The sequence below is a fragment of the Kitasatospora sp. NPDC028961 genome (assembly GCF_055564815.1).
Genome location: NZ_JBVHVO010000008.1, coordinates 84,787 through 104,615, shown reverse-complemented (window position 1 = coordinate 104,615; position 19,829 = coordinate 84,787). Strand labels below are relative to the sequence as shown.

Sequence of the window (19,829 nt, the reverse complement as noted above, 5' to 3'; positions counted from 1 at the left end):
CGACACCGATCGGGGCGGAAGAGATGGCGAACGACGAGAAGTTGCTGAACTACCTGAAGCAGGTCTCCGCGGACCTCTACCAGGCCCGGCACCAGCTGCGGGAGTTCGAGGAGCGGGACCAGGAGCCCATCGCGATCGTCGGGATGGGGTGCCGGTTCCCCGGTGGGGTGGCCTCGCCGGAGGACCTCTGGCGGCTGCTGGCCGACGGCGGTGACGCGATCACCCCGTTCCCCACCAACCGGGGATGGCCGACCGACCTGTTCGACCCGGACCCGGACCGCACCGGCAAGACGTACAGCACGGACGGCGGATTCCTGCACGGGGCCGGGGAGTTCGACGCCGAGTTCTTCGGGATGAGCCCGCGGGAGGCGATGGGCGTCGACGCCCAGCAGCGGCTGCTGCTGGAGACCGCCTGGGAGACGCTCGAACGGGCCGGGATCGACCCGACCTCCGTCCGGGACCAGCCGCTCGGGGTCTTCACCGGGGTGATGTACGCGGACTACGGGGCCCGCTTCCTGACCGCGCCGGAGGGCTTCGAGGGCTACCTCGGGCACGGCAGCGCGGCGAGCATCGCCTCCGGGCGGATCGCCTACAACCTGGGCCTGACCGGCCCCGCGATCACGGTGGACACCGCCTGCTCGTCGTCGCTGGTGGCGCTGCACCTGGCGATCCGGGCGCTGCGGGCGGGCGAGTGCTCGATGGCCCTGGCCGGCGGCGTCACCGTGATGTCCTCCCCGGCGGTCTTCGTCGAGTTCTCCCGCCAGCGCGGGCTCTCCTCCGACGGCCGCTGCAAGTCCTTCTCGGCCGCCGCGGACGGCGTCGGCTGGTCCGAGGGAGTCGGCCTGCTGCTGGTCGAGCGGCTGTCGGACGCCCGGCGCAACGGGCACCAGGTGCTCGCGGTGGTGCGCGGCTCGGCCGTGAACCAGGACGGCGCGTCCAACGGTCTCACCGCGCCGAACGGCCCCGCCCAGCAGCGGGTGATCCGGCAGGCGCTGGCGAACGCCGGGCTGACCCCGGCCGACGTGGACGTCGTCGAGGCGCACGGCACCGGTACCCGGCTCGGCGACCCGATCGAGGCGGAGGCCCTGCTGGCCACCTACGGGCGCGAGCGGGCCGGGGACCGGCCGCTCTACCTCGGGTCGGTGAAGTCCAACATCGGGCACACCCAGGCCGCGGCCGGCGTCGCCGGCATCATCAAGCTGGTCATGGCCCTGCGCAACGGCGTCCTGCCGCGCACCCTGCACGTGGACGCCCCCTCCCCGCACATCGAGTGGGAGACCGGGGCCGTCCGGCTGCTCGACCGCGAGCAGGCCTGGGCGCCGGGGGACCGGCTCCGGCGGGGCGCCGTGTCCTCGTTCGGCATCAGCGGCACCAACGCGCACGTCGTGCTGGAGGAGGCCCCCGAGGACGCGCCGGAGGCGGCCGAGGAGCCGGCCGCCGGGCCGGACCGGACGCCGGCCGTGCTGCCCTGGGTCCTCTCCGCCCGCAGCGCCGCCGCCCTGCGGGCACAGGCGGCCCGGCTGGCCGCCTGGCCCGCGCCCGACCTGGCCGACGCGGGCCGGTCGCTGCTCGCCACGCGCGCCGCGTTCGAGCACCGGGCGGTCGTGCTCGGGGCCGACCACGCGGAGCTGGTGGCCGGGCTCACCGCGGTGGCCGAGGACTCCGCCGGAGCGGTCGTGGGTACCGCCGGCGCGCCCGGCGGCACCGTCTTCGTCTTCCCCGGCCAGGGCTCGCAGTGGCTCGGCATGGCCGCCGAACTGCTCGACGGCTCACCGGCGTTCGCCGCCGCGATGGCCGAGTGCGACGAGGTGCTCGGCGAGCTGACCGGCTGGTCCGTGCTCGACCTGCTGGCCGAGACCGAGGACGAGTCCGCCCTGGCGCGCGTCGACGTGGTCCAGCCCGCCCTGTTCGCGGTCATGGTGTCGCTGGCGGCGGCCTGGCGGGCGATCGGGGTGGCCCCGGCCGCGGTGATCGGGCACTCGCAGGGCGAGATCGCGGCCGCCTGCGTCGCCGGCGCGCTGTCGCTGCGCGACGCGGCCCGCGTGGTGGTGCTGCGCAGCCGTGCGCTGACCGAACTGGCCGGCCTCGGCGGCATGGCGTCCGTCCCGCTGCCCCTCGCCGAGGTCGAGGAGAGGATCGCCGGGTACGGCGGGGCCCTCTCGGTGGCGGCCGTCAACGGCCCCCGGACGGTGGTCGTCTCCGGCTCCGCCGCCGAACTCGACGACCTGCTCGCCGTACTGACCGCCGAGGACGTCCGGGCCCGCCGCATCCCGGTGGACTACGCCTCGCACTCCGCGCACGTCGAGGGCATCCAGGACCGGCTGCTGGCCGAACTCCGGGACCTCGCACCGCGTTCCGCCGACACCCCGCTCTGGTCCACGGTGACCGGCGAGTGGCTGGACACCGCGGAGATGGACGCCCACTACTGGTACGAGAACCTGCGCCGCACGGTGCGCTTCGCCGACGGCACGGCGGCCCTGCTGGACTCCGGGCACCACGCGTTCGTGGAGCTCAGCCCGCACCCGGTGCTCACCATGGGCATCGGGGAGACGGCCGAGGAGCGCGGCGCCGAGCACGCCGTCGTGGTCGGCTCGCTGCGCCGCCACCACGGCGGCCTGCACCAGTTGCTGACCAACGCGGCCGCACTCCACGTGCGGGGCGTGCCGGTCGACTGGACGGCCCTGCTCGGCGGCCCGCGCCGACCGGTCGAGCTACCCACCTACGCGTTCCAGCACACCGACTACTGGCTCCGCTCCGACGGCTCGGTGGGCGACGTCACGGCCGCCGGCCTCGGGCTCGCGGGCCACCCGCTGCTGGGCGCCTCCGTCGAACTGGCCGGCGGCGGCGTCGTCCTGACCGGCCGGCTCTCGCTGAGCAGCCACCCGTGGCTCGCCGACCACGCCGTGCTGGACACCGTGCTGCTGCCCGGTACCGGGCTGGTCGAGCTCGTCACCACGGCCGGCGACCGGGTCGGCTGCGGCCGGATCGAGGACCTCACGCTGACCGCACCGCTGCTGCTGCCCGCCCAGGGCGCCGTCCAGCTCCAGGTCGTCATCGGCCCGGCCGACGAGCACGGCCAGCGCGAGGCGTCCGTGCACTCGCGGCCCGAACCGGCCGACGGGGCGGAGCCGGTCTGGACCGGCCACGCCACCGGCGTGGTCGCCCCCGGCGCCGGGGCACCCGCCGAGGTGGGCGCCTGGCCGCCGCCCGGCGCGGTCGAGGTGGACCTCGACGGCGTCTACGCCCGGCTGGCCGGGCTCGGCCACGGCTACGGACCGCAGTTCCAGGGCCTGCGCCGGGTGTGGCGGCGCGACGGCGAGCTGTTCGCCGAGACCGCGCTCAGCCCCGAACAGACTGCCGAGGCGGGCCGGTTCGTGCTCCACCCCGCCCTGTTCGACGCCGCCCTGCACCCGCTGCTGCGCGGTGTCGTCGACGACGGCCGGCACGGCGGCCTGCCGTTCGCGTGGAGCGGCGTCGAGGTGCACGCCTCCGGCGCCACCCGGCTCAGGGTCCGGCTCACCCCGACGGGGCCCGACTCCGTTTCGCTGGCCCTCGCCGACGCCGACGGCGCGCCCGTCGCCACCGTCGCCACGCTGACCTGGCGCGAGGTCGACCCGGCGGCGCTGCGCGGGGCGGGCCGCGACCACGACGAGCTGTTCCGGATCGACTGGCGTCCGGCCACCGCCACCCGGCCGGCGCCCGAGCGGCCGGTCCTGCTGGCCGGCGCGGATCTGGCCGGGGCCTTCCCCACCGCCACCGGGCACCCGGACCTGGCCGCGCTGCGCCGGGCACTGGACGACGGCGCACCCGTGCCCGAGCTGGTCCTGACCGGCCTCGCGCCGGGTACCGGCGACCCGCTCGCGGACACCCACACCGCCGTCACCGGGACGGCCGCCCTGCTCACCGACTGGCTGTCCGACGAGCGGCTGGCCGGTACCCGGCTCGCCGTGGTCACCCGGGGGGCCGTCGACGGCACCGACCTGGCGTCCGCGAGCGTCCGCGGTCTGGTGCGGGCCGCCGTCACCGAGCACCCCGGGCGCTTCCTGCTCGTCGACTCGGCCGACGGCTCCGCGACGGGCGCCGGGACGGCGCAGGCGTCCTCCGACGCCTGGGCGGCGGCCCTGGCCGTCGACGAGCCGGAGGTCCTGCTCCGCGACGGCGCCGTCCTGGTGCCCCGCCTGGCCCGCCTGCCCGCCGCCGACACCGCTACCGACTCCGTTACCGACACCGACACCGACACCGACACCGACTCCGTTACCGACACCGCCGGGGCCGGCCCGTTCGACCCCGACGGCACCGTGCTGGTCACCGGCGCCACCGGTGCCCTCGGCACCCGGCTCGCCCACCACCTGGTCCGCGAGCACGGGGTGCGGCACCTCCTGCTGGTCAGCCGCTCCGGCCCGGCCGCGCCCGGCGCCGCCGCCCTGCGGGACGAGCTGGCCGCGCTCGGCGCCGAGGCCACCGTGGCGGCCTGCGACGTCGGCGACCGGGCCGCGCTCGCCGCCCTGCTCGCCGCCGTCCCCGCCGACCGGCCGCTGCGCGCGGTCGTGCACACCGCCGGCGTCCTCGACGACGGGCTCGTCACCTCGCTCACGCCGGAGCGGTTCGCCGCCGTGCTGCGCCCGAAGGCCGACGCGGCCTGGCACCTGCACGAGCTCACCCGGGAGCTCGACCTCACCGCCTTCGTCCTCTACTCCTCGGCCGCCGCCACCTTCGGCGGCGCGGGCCAGGCCAACTACGCGGCGGCCAACGCCTTCCTCGACGCCCTGGCCGCCCACCGGGGCCGGCTCGGCCTGCCGGCGACGACGCTCGCGTGGGGGCTCTGGGAGTCCGGCGGCGCGATGACCGGCGAACTGACCGGCACCGACCGCGAACGGATCGCCCGGGCCGGTATGCGCCCGCTCGGCGACGCGGACGGCCTCACCCTGTTCGACACGGTGCTGCGGGAACGCCACACCTGGGCGCTGCCCACCCGGCTCGACCTGGCCGCCCTGCGCGGCCTCGGCAGCCAACTCCCGCCCCTGCTCAGCGGGCTGGTCCGGCCCACCGCGCGGCGCGGCACCGCCGGAACGGGCGAGAGCGCCTCCGCCCTGGCCGGCCGGCTGGCCGGGCTCGCTCCCGCCGACCGCACCCGGGCCCTGGCCGACCTCGTCCGCACCCAGGTCGCCGAGGTGCTCGGGCACCGCGACGGGTCGGCCATCGAGGCGGACCGGCCGTTCACCGAGCTGGGCTTCGACTCGCTGACCGCCGTCGAACTGCGCAACCGGCTCAGGAACGCGACCGGCCTGAAGCCCTCCGCCACCCTCGTCTTCGACTACCCGAGCGTGGCCGCGCTCACCGCCCACCTCGACGCCGAACTCGGCGGCGCGGCGGAGGCCGGCCCGGCGACTCTCCCGGTCCCGGCCGCGGCCTCGCCCGACGACGACCCGATCGTGATCGTCGGCATGGCCTGCCGCTACCCCGGCGGGGTCGGCTCGCCCGAGGACCTGTGGCGGCTGGTCACCGACGGCGTGGACGCCATCCGGCCGTTCCCCGCCGAACGCGGCTGGAGCATCGAGGACCTGTACGACGCCGACCCGGACGCGCCCGGCAAGACCTACACGGTCGAGGGCGGCTTCCTGGACGACGTGGACCGGTTCGACGCCGGGTTCTTCGGGATCTCCCCTCGGGAGGCCCTCAGCATGGACCCGCAGCAGCGCCTGCTGCTGGAGACCACCTGGGAGGTGTTCGAGCACGCGGGCATCGACCCGCAGTCGCTGCGCGGCAGCCAGACCGGCGTCTTCGCCGGCATCAGCGGCCAGGACCACGCGGGGATCCTCGCCAAGGCCCCCGAGTTCGAGGGCTACCTGCTGACCGGCAGCGCGGGCGCGATCGCCTCCGGCCGGATCGCCTACACCTTCGGCTTCACCGGTCCGACCCTGACCGTCGACACCGCCTGCTCCTCCTCGCTGGTGGCCATCCACCTGGCGGCGCAGGCGCTGCGCAACGGCGAGTGCTCGATGGCGCTGGCGAGCGGTGTGATCGTGATGTCCACCCCGACCCTGTTCGTGGAGTTCTCGCGGCAGCGGGTCGGCGCGCCGGACGGCCGCTGCAAGTCGTTCTCGGCGGCCGCCGACGGCGCGGGCTGGTCCGAGGGCGCCGGCGTGCTGCTGCTGGAGCGGCTCTCGGACGCCCGGCGGCTCGGCCACCGGGTCTGGGCGGTGGTGCGGGGCAGTGCGGTGAACCAGGACGGTGCGTCGAACGGGCTGACGGCGCCGAACGGTCCCTCGCAGGAGCGGGTGATCCGGCAGGCGTTGGCCAGCGCCGGGCTGTCGGCGGCGGATGTGGACGCGGTGGAGGCGCACGGGACGGGCACCCGGCTGGGTGACCCGATCGAGGCGCAGGCCCTGCTGGCGACGTACGGGCGCGACCGCGACGCGGACCGGCCGCTCTACCTCGGGTCGGTGAAGTCGAACATCGGCCACACCCAGCACGCGGCGGGGATGGCCGGCGTGATCAAGATGGCGCTGGCGATGCAGCACGGCGTCCTGCCCCGGACGCTCCACCTGGACGAGCCCAGCCCCTACGTCGACTGGTCGGCCGGGGCGGTGGAGTTGCTGGGCGAGGCCCGGGAGTGGTTCCCGGGTGACCGGCCGCGTCGCGCCGGTGTCTCCTCGTTCGGGATCAGTGGCACCAACGCGCATGTGATCCTCGAAGAGGGGGATCCGGCGGCGGTCGCCGTGGGCGGTGACCGGGCGGCAATGCCGGCGATGCCGGTGGTGCCGTGGGTGGTGTCGGCGCGCTCGCCGGAGGCGCTGGGCGGGCAGCTGGCCCGGGTGGCGGAGCTGGCCTCCTCGGGCGATGTCGACCCGGTGGATGTCGGGTGGTCGTTGGCGACGTCGCGGGCGGTGCTGGAGCACCGGGCGGTGCTGCTGGGCGCCGATGGCTCCGAACTCGTCGCGGCCGAGCCGGTGTTGTCCTCGCCGGGTGCGGTGCGGACCGGTGTCGGTTTCCTGTTCGCGGGCCAGGGTGGTCAGCGGGTGGGCATGGGGCGGGAGTTGTACGAGGCGTTCCCGGTGTTCCGGGCAGCGTTCGACGAGGTGTGCGCGGTGCTCGACGCGCCGGTGGCCGAGGTCGTCGCCTCGGGTGAGGGGCTGGGCCGTACGGGGTTGGCGCAGCCGGCGCTGTTCGCCCTGGAGGTGGCGCTGTTCCGGCTGCTCGCCTCCTGGGGTGTGGCTCCGCGCGTGCTGGTGGGGCATTCGGTGGGCGAGATCGCGGCCGCGCATGTGGCGGGGGTTCTGGATCTGGTGGACGCGTGTGCGCTGGTGTCGGCGCGGGCCCGGTTGATGGACGCGCTGCCCGCCGGTGGGGCGATGGTCGCGGTGGAGGCGGCCGAGGAGGAGGTCCTCCCGCTGCTCACCGGGCTCACGCAGGTGGGTGTCGCGGCGGTCAACTCGCCGACCTCGGTGGTGGTTTCGGGTGCGGAGGACGCCGTTCGTGCGGTCGTCGAGGCGCTGCCGGGCCGCCGTACCAAGCGGCTGGAGGTCAGCCACGCGTTCCACTCCCCGCTGATGGCCCCGATGCTGGAGGCCTTCCGTGCGGTCGTGTCGGGTCTGACCTTCCACCCGCCGCGCGTTGCGGCGGTCTCGACCGTCACCGGCCTGCCCGTCGAGAACGAGTGGTGCGACCCGGCCTACTGGGTGGACCACGTGTCCCGCACGGTCCGCTTCGCGGACGCCGTTGAAGCCGCCGGTGTGGACGCCTGGGTCGAACTCGGCCCGGACGGTGTGCTCTCCGCCCTCGTCGACGCTGCCGCGCCCACGCTGCGCGGGGACCGGCCGGAGGCCCGCCAGGCGGTGACGGCCCTCGCCCACGCCTTCGTCCACGGTGCGGCCGTCGACTGGCCGGTGCTGTTCGCGGGCCATGACCCGCGTCTGGTCGAGCTGCCGACCTACGCCTTCCAGCGCGAGCGCTACTGGCTGGAGCCGGCGGCCGGGGGCGATGTGTCCTCGGCGGGGCTGTCCGACACCGGGCACCCGCTGCTCGCCGCCTCGGCCGAACTCCCGGACGGCGGAGCGCTGCTGACCGGGCGGATCTCCCTCGCCACCCACCCCTGGCTGGCCGACCACGCGATCGACGGGGTGGTCGTGCTCCCCGGTTCGCTGCTGCTCGACCTGGTGATCGCCGCCGGTGACCGGGCGGGCGCGCCCCGGGTGGCGGAGGCGACGGCGACGGTGCCGCTCGCCCTGCCGGAGCAGGGCGCGATCCGGGTCCAGGTGGTCGTCGGGGCGGCGGACGGCGCCGATCTGCGGTCGGTCGTCGTGCGGTCGTGCCCCGAGGCGGGCGACGGAGAGGAGTGGACCGTCCATCTGACGGCCGCCGTCGGTGCCGAGCGGGAGCCGGCCGGTCCGGTGGTCTGGCGGCCGGGCACGGAGCTCGCCGCCGACACGGTGGCGGAGCGGATCGCCGACCAGGGCATCGCGTACGGACCGGCGTTCCCGGGGCCGCGGCGGGTCTGGCAGGAGGAGGCCCGGGTGTGGGCCGAGGTCGAACTGGCCGAACCGGGGGCGTTCGTCCTGCACCCGGCGCTGTTCGACGCGGCGGTCCGGGCGTGGACCGTCGCCCGGGACGCGTCGGGGCCGCTGGTGCCGGTGTCCTGGACGGAGGTGCAGGTGCACGCCGCCGGGGCCACCGCCGTCCGGGCCGTGATCGGCCGCGCGGAGGCGACGGGGGCGACGGAGTCGGACCAGGACACGGACGCGGACACCGTCTCCGTGGTCCTGACGGACCACGACGGCATGGTGGTCGCCTCGGCCGGTTCGGTGCGGCTCGCGCCGGCGCCGTCCGCCGGGCGGCGCGGCGAGCCGGACGCCCTGTTCCGGCTGGAGTGGCAGCCGGCCGCCACCGCGGCGCCGGTGGACCGTGCCGACTGGGCGGTCCTCGGCGACCGGCCCGGCGGCCCGGAGGGCATCCGCGCGTTCGCCGGTCTCGGTGCGCTGGCCGCCGCGGTCGACACCGGCACGGCAGTGCCGCCGGTGGTGCTGGTCCGGGTGACGGCGCCCGCCGGCGACGTACCGGCCGCCGCCCACACGGCGGTCCGGGAGGCGCTGGCGCTCGTCCAGGAGTGGCTGGCCGACGAGCGGTTCGCCGAGTCCCGGCTGGTGTTCGTCTGCGCCGGGGCGACCGACGGCGGCGATCCGGTGGCCGCCGCGGTCTGGGGTCTGGTCCGCTCCGCCCGGTCGGAGCACCCGGGCCGGTTCGGGCTGCTGGACGCGGACCTGGACCGGGCGGCGGACACGGCCGCACTGGCCCTGGTCCCGCTCGGGGCGGAGACGGAGGTGGCCGTCCGGGACGGCGCGCCGCTGGTGCCCCGGCTGGCCCCGGCGGTCCGGTCCGAACAGGCCGAACAGGCCGAACAGGCCCCGGACCGGGCGTTCCCGGCCCTGGACCCGGCGGGCACGGTGCTGGTCACCGGCGCCACCGGCGTGCTGGGCCGCCTGGTGGCCCGTCATCTGGTGACGGCCCACGGCGCCCGCCGGCTGCTGCTGATCAGCCGGAGCGGTCCGCGGGCCGAGGGCGCCGAGGAGCTGCGGGCCGAGCTGACCGGGCTGGGGGCGGAGGTCGTCCTCACGGCCTGCGACGCCGCCGACCGTGACGCGCTGGCCGGGCTGCTGGCCGCGATCCCGGCAGCGCACCCTCTCACGGCCGTCGTCCACACGGCGGGCGTGCTGGACGACAGCCTGATCACGTCGATGACCGCCGAGCAGGCGGCCGGGGTGCTGCGCCCGAAGGTGGACGCGGCCTGGCACCTGCACGAGCTGACCCGCGGGCTGGACCTCTCGGCCTTCGTGCTGTACTCCTCGGCCAGCGGTGTGCTGGGCGGCGTCGGCCAGGCCAACTACGCGGCGGCCAACGCCTTCCTGGACGCGCTCGCCGCCCACCGGGCCGGGCTCGGCCTGCCCGCGACCTCGCTGGCGTGGGGCCTGTGGGCCGACGCCAGCGCGATGACCGGGCACCTCTCGGAGCTGGACCTGCGCCGGCTGGCCCGGGGCGGGCTGGTGCCGCTGACCGCGCGGGACGGCATGGCGCTGTTCGACGAGGCCGTCGGCACCGGTGAGCCGCTGCTGGCGGCGGTCCGCTGGGACGTGGGCGCGCTGCGTGCGCAGGGGTCGGCCCTGCCGTCGGTGCTGCACGGTCTGGTCCGGGGCCCGTCCGGCCGTCGGCAGGCCTCGGCCGGCCGCTCCGGGGCGCTGCTGGACCGGCTCGCCGCGGTCGTCGGGGCGGAGCGCGACCGGATCCTGCTGGACGCCGTGCGGGAGGCGATCGCGACCGTGCTCGGTCACGACGGCACCCAGCGCGTCCAGCCGGACCGGGTCCTCTCGGAGCTGGGGTTCGACTCGCTGACCGCGGTCGAACTGCGCAACCGGCTCGGCCTGCTGACCGGGCTGCGGCTGCCCACGGCGCTGGTCTTCGACCACCCGACGGCCGCGGCGATCGCCGCCCACCTGGCCGAGCGCCTGGTGCTGCCCGGTACGCGGGAGGACCACCCGGTGGCGAGCGTCGGCGAGGAGCTGGACCGGCTGGAGGCGGCGCTGGCCGCCACCTCGGTGACGGACCTGGACGGCCGGGCGGTCGCGACCAGGCTGGAGACGCTGCTCGCCCGGTGGCGGGACGCGATGGCCCGCCCCGAGGAGGCGGCGGATTCGGAGCGGATCGCCAGCGTCTCGGTGGACGAGCTCTTCGACATCATCGACGCCGAACTCGACCCCCAGTGACCGGACCAGTGACCGGACAAGTGACGGGACCGGTGACGGGACCGGTGACCGCTCCGGTGATCGGACCAACGGCCGAAGCGGTGACCGGACCGGTGACCGTCCCGGTCGCCGGGCCGGGGAACGACCCGCACACGACGCAGCACGGAAGGGAACGACAGGTGTCGGAGCAGGACAAGGTCGTCGAGTATCTGCGACGGGTGACCGCCGACCTCAAGCGGTCGCGCCAGCGGGTGCGCGAGCTGGAGGACCGCGAGCACGAGCCGATCGCGATCGTCGGCATGGCCTGCCGCTACCCCGGCGGGGTCCGGTCGCCGGAGGACCTCTGGCGACTGGTGGAGGACGGGCGCGACGCGATGTCGGAGTTCCCGACCGACCGGGGCTGGCCGGCCGACCTCTACCACCCGGACCCGGACCACCCGGGCACCACCTATGCGCGGGCGGGCGGATTCCTCTACGGCGCACCGGAGTTCGACGCCGGGTTCTTCGACATCTCGCCGCGCGAGGCGCTCGCCATGGACCCCCAGCAGCGGCAGCTGCTGGAGACCGCGTGGACCGTCGCGGAGGGCGCCGGGATCGACCCGCTGACCCTGCGCGGCAGCGACACCGGGGTGTTCGTCGGGGCGATGTACCAGAACTACGCGCTGCGGCAGAGCACGGTGCCCGAGGAGGTGGCGGGTTACCTGATCAGCGGCAGCGCCGACAGCGTCGTCTCCGGCCGGATCTCCTACGCGATGGGGCTGGTGGGCCCGGCGGTCACCGTCGACACGGCCTGTTCCTCGTCGCTGGTGGCGATCCACCTGGCCGCCCGGGCCCTGCGGGCCGGCGAGTGCTCGCTGGCCATGGCGGGCGGCGTGACGGTGATGTCGACGCCGACGCTGTTCATGGAGTTCTCCCGCCAGCGCGGGCTGTCCGCCGACGGCCGCTGCAAGTCGTTCGCGGCGGCGGCCGACGGGACGGGCTGGTCCGAGGGCGTCGGCCTGGTGCTGCTGGAGCGGCTGTCCGAGGCACGGCGCAACGGCCACCGGGTGCTCGCGGTGCTGCGCGGCAGCGCGGTGAACCAGGACGGCGCCAGCAACGGGCTGACCGCGCCGAACGGGCCGTCCCAGCGCCGGGTGATCCGCCGGGCCCTGGCCGACGCGCGGCTGACCACGCAGGACGTGGACGTGGTGGAGGCGCACGGCACCGGCACCCGGCTCGGCGACCCGATCGAGGCGGAGGCGCTGCTGGACACCTACGGCCGGGATCGCCCGGACGGCCCGCCGCTGTACCTGGGCTCGGTGAAGTCGAACATCGGGCACACCCAGGCCGCCGCCGGGGTCGCCGGGGTGATCAAGGCGGTCATGGCGATGCGGCACGGGGTGCTGCCCCGGACGCTGCACGTGGACGCGCCGTCCCCGCACGTGGACTGGGCCTCCGGCGCCGTGTCGCTGCTGGCCGAGCCGGTGGCGTGGCCGGAGACCGGGCGGCCGCGCCGGGCGGCGGTGTCGGCGTTCGGGATCAGCGGCACCAACGCGCACCTGGTGCTGGAGCAGGCCCCGGCGGTCGAGGAGCCGGCCGAGGGGCCGACCGGGGAACCGGCCGACGGGGCGGTGGCGCGCGGCACGCTGCCGTGGGTGGTGTCCGGGCGCGGTCCCGAGGCGCTGCGCACCCAGGCGGCCCGGCTCGCCGACTTCCTGACCGCCGACTTCCTGACCGCCGGGTCCGCCGCAGGGTCCGCGCCCGGACCGGTCGACGTCGCGTGGTCGCTGGCCACCACCCGCCCGGCGCTGGAGGACCGGGCCGTGGTGCTGGGCGACAGCCCGCAGGAGTTGCTCGACGGCCTGCGGGCCCTCGCGGCCGGCACGGCCCACCCCGCCGTAGTTCGGGCCGAGGGCGCGGCCGGGACCGGCCGCGGGGTGGCGTTCCTGTTCACCGGCCAGGGCGCCCAGCGGGCCGGGATGGGCACCGGGGCGGCCGAGGCGTTCCCGGTGTTCGCGGCGGCGCTCGACGAGGTGTGCGCCGCGTTCGACCCGCTGCTGGACGTCCCGCTGCGGGAGGCGATGGCCACCGGGGTCGCCGCCGACGGCCGGTCGCTGGACCGGACCGATCTGGCCCAGCCCGCGCTGTTCGCCCTCCAGGTCGCGCTGGTCCGGCTCGCCCGGTCGTGGGGCATCCGGCCGGCGGCCGTGGCCGGCCACTCGATCGGCGAGCTGACGGCCGCGTACGTCGCGGGCGTCTGGTCGCTCCCCGACGCCTGTGCGGTGGTGGCGGCCCGCGGCCGGCTGATGCAGGCGCTGCCGACCGGTGGCGCGATGCTCGCGGTGCAGGCCGAGCCGGACCGGGTGCTCGGCTGGGTGGCCGAGCAGGAGGCCCGGACCCCGGGGCAGCTGGCGGTCGCCGCGGTCAACGGCCCGACCTCGGTGGTGGTCTCCGGCCGGGCGGACGCGGTCGAGGGGGTCGGCCGGGTGGCCCGCGCGGCGGGCTGCCGGGTCAAGGCGCTCACGGTGAGCCATGCCTTCCACTCGCCGCTGATGCGGCCGATGCTCGACGCGTTCGGCGAGGTGCTGGCGGGGGTGACCACCCGGTCGCCCGAGCTGCCCGGGGTCGCCGCGGTGACCGGCCGGTGGAGTGACGGGGTGTCCTGGGGCTCGGCCGCCTACTGGGTGGACCAGATCTGCGCGCCGGTGCGCTTCGCGGACGTGACGGCCACCCTGCTCGCGGACGGGTTCGACACCTGCCTGGAGGCCGGCCCGGACGGGGTGCTGTCGGCGCTGGTCGCGGAGTGCGCCTCGGCTGGGCGGCCCGCCGCGGCCGGCCCGGCGGGCGAGCTGCCGGGCGCCCCGCTGGCCGTGCCGCTGCTGCGCCGGGACCGCCCGGAGCGCGGCGCCGCGCTGGCCGCCGCCGCGGCCGTGTTCACGGCCGGCGTCCCGGTCGACTGGGCCGGGGTGGTCTCGGCCGGGGCCGACGGCAGCCCCCGGCGGGTGGACCTGCCGACGTACACGTTCCGGTCCGACCGGTACTGGCTGTCGCACGAGGAGGGCGCCGACCAGGCCGCCCCGGCCGGGCGGACCGACCCGGAGTTCTGGCGGCTGGTGGACCAGGGCGACCTCGAAGGGCTCACCGCCGCACTGGAGTTGACGGGCGACGTGCCACTGAGCCGGGCGCTGCCCGCGCTGTCGGCCTGGCACCGCTCGCGGCAGGCCGGCGAGCGGGCGGCCGACTGGCAGTACCGCACACGCTGGCAGCGGCTGCCCCAGGCCGACCAGGCCGACCTGGCTGCCCTGACCGACCCGACCGCCCCCACCGGCACGCCCGGCCGCTGGCTGGTCGTCGTCCCGGAGGGGGAGGACGACCGGCCGTGGGCGGCGGAGGTGGTCGCGAGCCTGCGCGGGCGCGTCGAGCCGGTGATCGTGCCGGTGGCCGGTCGCGCGGAACTCGCCGACCGGATCCGCGCCGCCCTCGCCGGCACCCCGGCCGCCCTCGCCGCCGCCGCCCCCGCCGCCTCCGCCGATGCCGCCCCCGCCCTGCGCGGCGTGCTCTGCCTGGCCGGCGTCGACGAGCGGCCCGAGCCGGACCACCCCGAGATCACCCGCGGCCTCGCCGGCGCCCTCGCGGTCCAGCAGGCCGTCGCCGACCTCGGCCTCGACGTCCCGCTCTGGACGGCGACCAGGGACGCCGTCCCGGCGACCCCGCAGGACGGCCTCGGCGGCTACGCCCAGGCCCCGCTCTGGGGGCTCGGCCAGGTCGCCCGGCTGGAACAGCCGCTGACCTGGGGCGGCCTGGTGGACCTCCCGGCCGCGCCGGACGGGCGGACCGGCGCCCGGCTCGCCGGCCTCCTCACCGGGGCGACGGGCGAGGACCAGGCCGCGATCCGCGGCGACGCGGTGTTCGCCCGCCGGCTGGTGCGCGCCCGGCCCGGCCCGACGCCGCCGCGCTGGCGGCCGTCCGGCACCGTCCTGGTGGCCGGCGGCACGGGCGCGCTGGGCGCCGAAGTGGCCCGCTGGCTCGCCCGGGAGGGCGCCGGGCACCTGGTGCTCACCGGCCGCCGGGGCGCCGACGCACCGGGCGCCGAGGAGCTGGCCGCCGAACTGGCCGCGCTGGGCGCCGAGGTGAGCATCGAGGCGTGCGACGTGGCGGACCGTGCCGCGCTCGCCGCCCTGCTGGCCGGGCTCCCGGCCCCGGTCACGGCCGTGGTGCACGCCGCCGGGGTGCTCGACGACGGCGTGCTGACCGCGCTGACGCCCGGGCGGCTCGCCGAGGTGGCCCGGGCGAAGGCCGCCGCCGCGCTGAACCTGCACGAACTGACCCTCGGTACCGAGCTGTCGGCGTTCGTCCTCTTCTCCTCCGTGGCCGGCACGCTGGGCAGCGCCGGCCAGGGCAACTACGCGGCGGCCAACGCGTTCCTCGACGCGCTGGCCGAGCGCCGGGTGCGGGACGGCCTGCCGGCCACCTCGATCGCGTGGGGGCCGTGGGCCGGAGCCGGAATGGCGGCGGGCGACGGCGCCCGGCAGAAGCTGGCCCGTCTCGCGGTCGAGCCGATGGCGGCCGGGCCCGCCCTCGCGGCGCTGCGCACGGCGGTGGACGCCGGCGCCGCCACCACCGTGGTCGCCGACGTCCGCTGGGCGCGACTGGCCGCCGGGGGAGCGCCGCTGCCGCCGATGCTCGCCGACCTGCCCGAAGCCCGGCCGGAGCCCGCCCCGAGCGGCGCGACGGCCGGCGCGGGCAGCGCCACGACCGGGCTCGCCGCCCTGCCGCCCGCCCAACTCGACCGGGCCCTGCGCGACTTGGTGGCGGCCACCACGGCCCGGGTGCTGGGCCACCGGGACGCGACGGCGGTCGTCGCCGACAAGCCGTTCCGGGAACTCGGCCTGGACTCGCTCACCGCGGTGGAACTGCGCAACGCACTGGGCACCGCCCTCGGCGTCACCCTTCCCCCGACCCTCGCGTTCGACCATCCGAACCCGCAGGCGCTCGCCGCCCATCTGCGCACCCGGCTGCGGGACGACACCGAGCAGCCGGCCGACCGGTCCGCGGCCGGCGCCGATCCCGCGGAGGACCTCGTCGCGATCGTCTCGATGGACTGCCGGTTCCCCGGCGGCGTCGCCGGTCCGGAGGACTTCTGGGAGCTGCTGCGCACCGGGCGCGACGCGGTGTCCGAGTTCCCGACCGACCGGGGGTGGGACCTCGCCGCCCTGTACGACCCGGACCCGGAACGGTCCGGCACCAGCTACACCCGCCACGGCGCCTTCCTGGACCGGCCCGACCGCTTCGACGCGGCGTTCTTCGGGATCGGCGAGCGCGAGGCGGCGGCGATGGACCCGCAGCAGCGGCTGCTGCTGGAGATCGCCTGGCGGGCGGTGGAACGCGCCGGCCTGGACCCGCTCGGTCTGCGGGAGAGCCGCACCGGGGTGTTCATCGGCACCAACGGGCAGGACTACCTGTCGTTCGTCCGGGAGATCCCGGACGGCCTGGACGGCTACCTGGGCACCGGCAACGCGGCCAGCGTGCTCTCCGGCCGGCTCGCCTACACCCTGGGCCTGCGCGGTCCGGCGCTCACCGTGGACACCGCGTGCTCGTCCTCGCTGGTGGCGCTGCACCTCGCCGCCCGGTCGCTGCGCCAGGGCGAGTGCTCGCTGGCGCTGGTCGGCGGGGCGACGGTGATGTCCGGCCCCGGAGTGTTCGTCGACTTCAGCCGCCAGCGCGGACTCGCCGAGGACGGCCGCTGCAAGGCGTTCGCCGCGGAGGCCGACGGCACCGGGTGGGGTGAGGGCGCGGGCGTCCTGGTGCTGGAGCGGCTCTCCGACGCGCGCCGCAACGGGCACCCGGTGCTCGCGGTGCTGCGCGGCAGCGCGGTGAACCAGGACGGCGCCAGCAACGGCCTGACCGCGCCGAACGGGCCCGCCCAGCAGCGGGTGATCGGCGAGGCGCTGGCCGACGCCGGTCTGACGCCGGCCGAGGTCGACGCGGTGGAGGCGCACGGCACCGGCACCCGGCTGGGCGACCCGATCGAGGCGCAGGCCCTGCTGGCCGCCTACGGGCAGGACCGCCCGGCCGACCGGCCGCTGTACCTGGGCTCGGTGAAGTCGAACATCGGGCACACCCAGGCCGCCGCCGGCCTCGCCGGGCTGATCAAGATGGTGCTGGCGATGCGGCACGGGGTGCTGCCCCGCACGCTGCACGTGGACGCGCCGTCCCCGCACGTGGACTGGTCGTCCGGCGCGGTGTCACTGGTGACCGAGCCGGTGGCGTGGCCGCGGACCGGCCGGCCGCGCCGCGCCGGGGTGTCCTCCTTCGGTGTCAGCGGCACCAACGCGCACGCGATCATCGAAGAGGCCCCCGAGCCGGAGCCCGGGCCGGCCCCCGCCCCCGCGGCGGGCCTCGCGACCGGCTCCGTCGCCACCACCGGGACCGCCCCCGCGGCCGCCGGGGTCCTCGCGCTGCCGGTGTCCGCCCGGGGCGCGGACGCGCTGCGCGCCCAGGCCCGCTCGCTCCGCGCCCACCTCGGCACGCACCCCGACCAGACGCTCGCCGACCTCGGCTGGTCCCTGGCCACCGGCCGGGCCGCGCTGACCCACCGGGCGGTCGTCCTCGCCGAGGACCGGGCCGGCTTCGACGCCGGCCTCGCCGCACTCGCGGCGGACCGCCAGGTGCCCGGGGTGATCACCGGCCGGGTGGCCGCGGACGGCGCGGTGGCCTTCCTCTTCACCGGGCAGGGCAGCCAGCGCCCGGGAATGGGAAGGGAGTTGTACGAGGCGTTCCCGGTCTTCCGGGCGGCGTTCGACGAGGCCTGCGACGGGCTCGAAGAGCGGCTCGGCCACTCCGTCCGGGGCGTGCTGCAGGCCGGCCCCGGCTCCACCGAGGCCGCCCTGCTGGACCGGACCGGGCACGCCCAGGCGGCGCTGTTCGCACTGGAGGTCGCCCTCTTCCGGCTCGTGGAGAGCCGGGGCCTGGTGCCGGACGTGGTGGCCGGGCACTCGATCGGGGAGCTCGCCGCCGCCCATGTGGCCGGTGTGTTCGACCTCGCGGACGCCACCGCACTGGTCGCGGCCCGGGCGCGGCTGATGGAGGAGCTGCCGCCCGGCGGCGCGATGACGGCCGTCGAGGCCGGGCCGGACGAGGTGGCGGAGCTCGTCGCCGAGCGTGCCGACCGGCTCTCGGTGGCCGCGGTCAACGGCCCCGCCGCCACCGTGCTCTCCGGCGACGAGGACGCCGTCCGGGAGGTCGCCGCCGTGCTGGCCGCCAGGGGCCGGCGGACCAAGCGGCTGCGGGTCAGCCACGCCTTCCACTCCCCGCACATGGCGGGCATGCTGGCCGCGTTCCGCGCCGAGGCCGAGCGGATCGCCTACCACCCGCCGGTGATCCCGCTGGTCTCCAACCTGACCGGTGCGGCGGTCGGTCCGGCCGAGGTGGCCGGCGCCGACTACTGGGTGCGGCACGTGCGGGAGCCGGTCCGGTTCGCCGACGGCGTCCGGACGCTGGAAGGGCGCGGGGTGCGCACCTTCGTCGAACTCGGGCCGGACGCCGTGCTCACCGCGATGGTCCAGGACTGCCTCACCGATCCCGGAGCCGCCGCGGCCGTCCCGCTGCTGCGGGCCGACCGCCCGGACCGCGCCGCGCTGACGGCCGCGTTCGCCCGCCTCCACGTACGGGGACTGCCGGTGGACCTGACCGCCCCGGGCGGCGGCCGCCGGGTGGACCTCCCGGTCTACCCGTTCCAGGGCCGCGGCCACTGGCTGTCCGCGACCCGCTCCACCGCCATGACCGGCCGGCCCGGGGCCGGGAACGGCACCGGCCGGGAGGCCTTCGCCGGACAGGAGCCGGCCGGCAGCCCGCACACGAGCCCGCAGCCGGGGTCGGAGTCGAAGCCGGACGAGGCCGAGACCGGGAGCGAGACGCTGCGCCGACGGCTCCGCGAAGCGCCGCCCGCGTCCCGGACCGCGCTGCTGACCGAGGTGGTGCTGGATCAGGTCGCCGCCGTGCTCGGCGATCCGGACGCGCCCGCCGGGCCGGCCGACACCTTCACCGAGCTCGGGCTCAACTCCCTGGGCGCGGCGGAGCTGCGCACCCGGCTGCACGAGGCGACCGGGGTCCGGCTGGCCCCGTCGGCGATCGTCGAGTGCCCGACGGGCGCGGCGCTGGCCGCCCTGCTGACCGAGCGGATCGTCGACGCGCCCCCGGTGGACCCGAGTCCGACTCCCACTCCGACTCCGACTCAGGCTCCGACTCCGGCCCCGAACGGGCCCGAGACCCCGCTGGTGGCGCTGTTCCGGCAGGCCAGCCTGGCCGGCCGGGCCGGCCAGGGGCTGCGCCTGCTCGCCGCCGCCGCCCACCTGCGCGACGAACCGGACGGCCCGGACCGCCCGGACGGCCCCGACGCCCCGGCGTCGGCGCCGCCCGCACCACGGAGCGCCCGCTTCGCCGAGGGACCGGCCGGACCGCCCCTGGTCTGCTTCCCCTCGCTGGTGGCACCCGCGCACGCCTACCAGTACGCCCGGTTCGCGACCGCGTTCCGGGGCCGCCGGGGCCTGACCGTGCTCGCGCCGTCCGGGTACGCGGCCGGCGAGGCACTGCCCCGCACCCTGGCGGAGTTCGTCGGCCGCCAGGCGGCCGCCGTCCGCGCGGAGCACGGCGACCGGCCCGTCGTCCTGGTGGGCTACTCGTCGGGCGGCTGGGTCGCGCACGCCGTGGCCGAAGCGCTGGCGCAGGAGGGAGCGGCCCCGGCCGCCGTGGTCCTGCTCGACAGTCACCTGCCGGGCAGCCCGGGTCTCACCGCCCTGGAGTCGACGCTGTTCACCGCCCTGGCGGACCGCGCCGAGCTGGTGGAGGCGACCACGGACGCCGGACTGAGCGCGATGGGCCGTCACTTCGACCTGTTCCGCGACTGGCGGCCGGCGCCGGTGGCGAGCCCGATCCTGCTCGTCCGGGCGACCGAGTCCCTCCCCGGCACCGCGGCCGACCGACCGGTCCCCGCGGCGTCCTGGCCCACCCGGCACACGACGGTCGACGTGCCGGCAGATCACCTGACCATCATCGGAGACTCCGGACCCTCGACCGGCCGTGCCGTCGAGTCGTGGCTGTCCGGATCGGTACCGGAGG

Annotated in this window: 1 protein-coding gene and 1 pseudogene; both read left to right on the top strand. The window is 77.1% G+C overall.

The window, feature by feature from the left end:
* The first annotated feature begins 23 nt into the window (after nucleotides 1-23).
* On the top strand, nucleotides 24-10,754 hold the full coding sequence (locus ACZ4UX_RS17460) for a type I polyketide synthase (RefSeq protein ID WP_465707283.1): 10,731 nt from the start codon (nucleotides 24-26) through the stop codon (nucleotides 10,752-10,754).
* A 200-nt stretch (nucleotides 10,755-10,954) separates the two neighbouring features.
* Nucleotides 10,955-19,774, top strand: a pseudogene (locus ACZ4UX_RS17455) (type I polyketide synthase); the annotation flags it as partial.
* Between the last annotated feature and the right edge of the window lie 55 nt (nucleotides 19,775-19,829).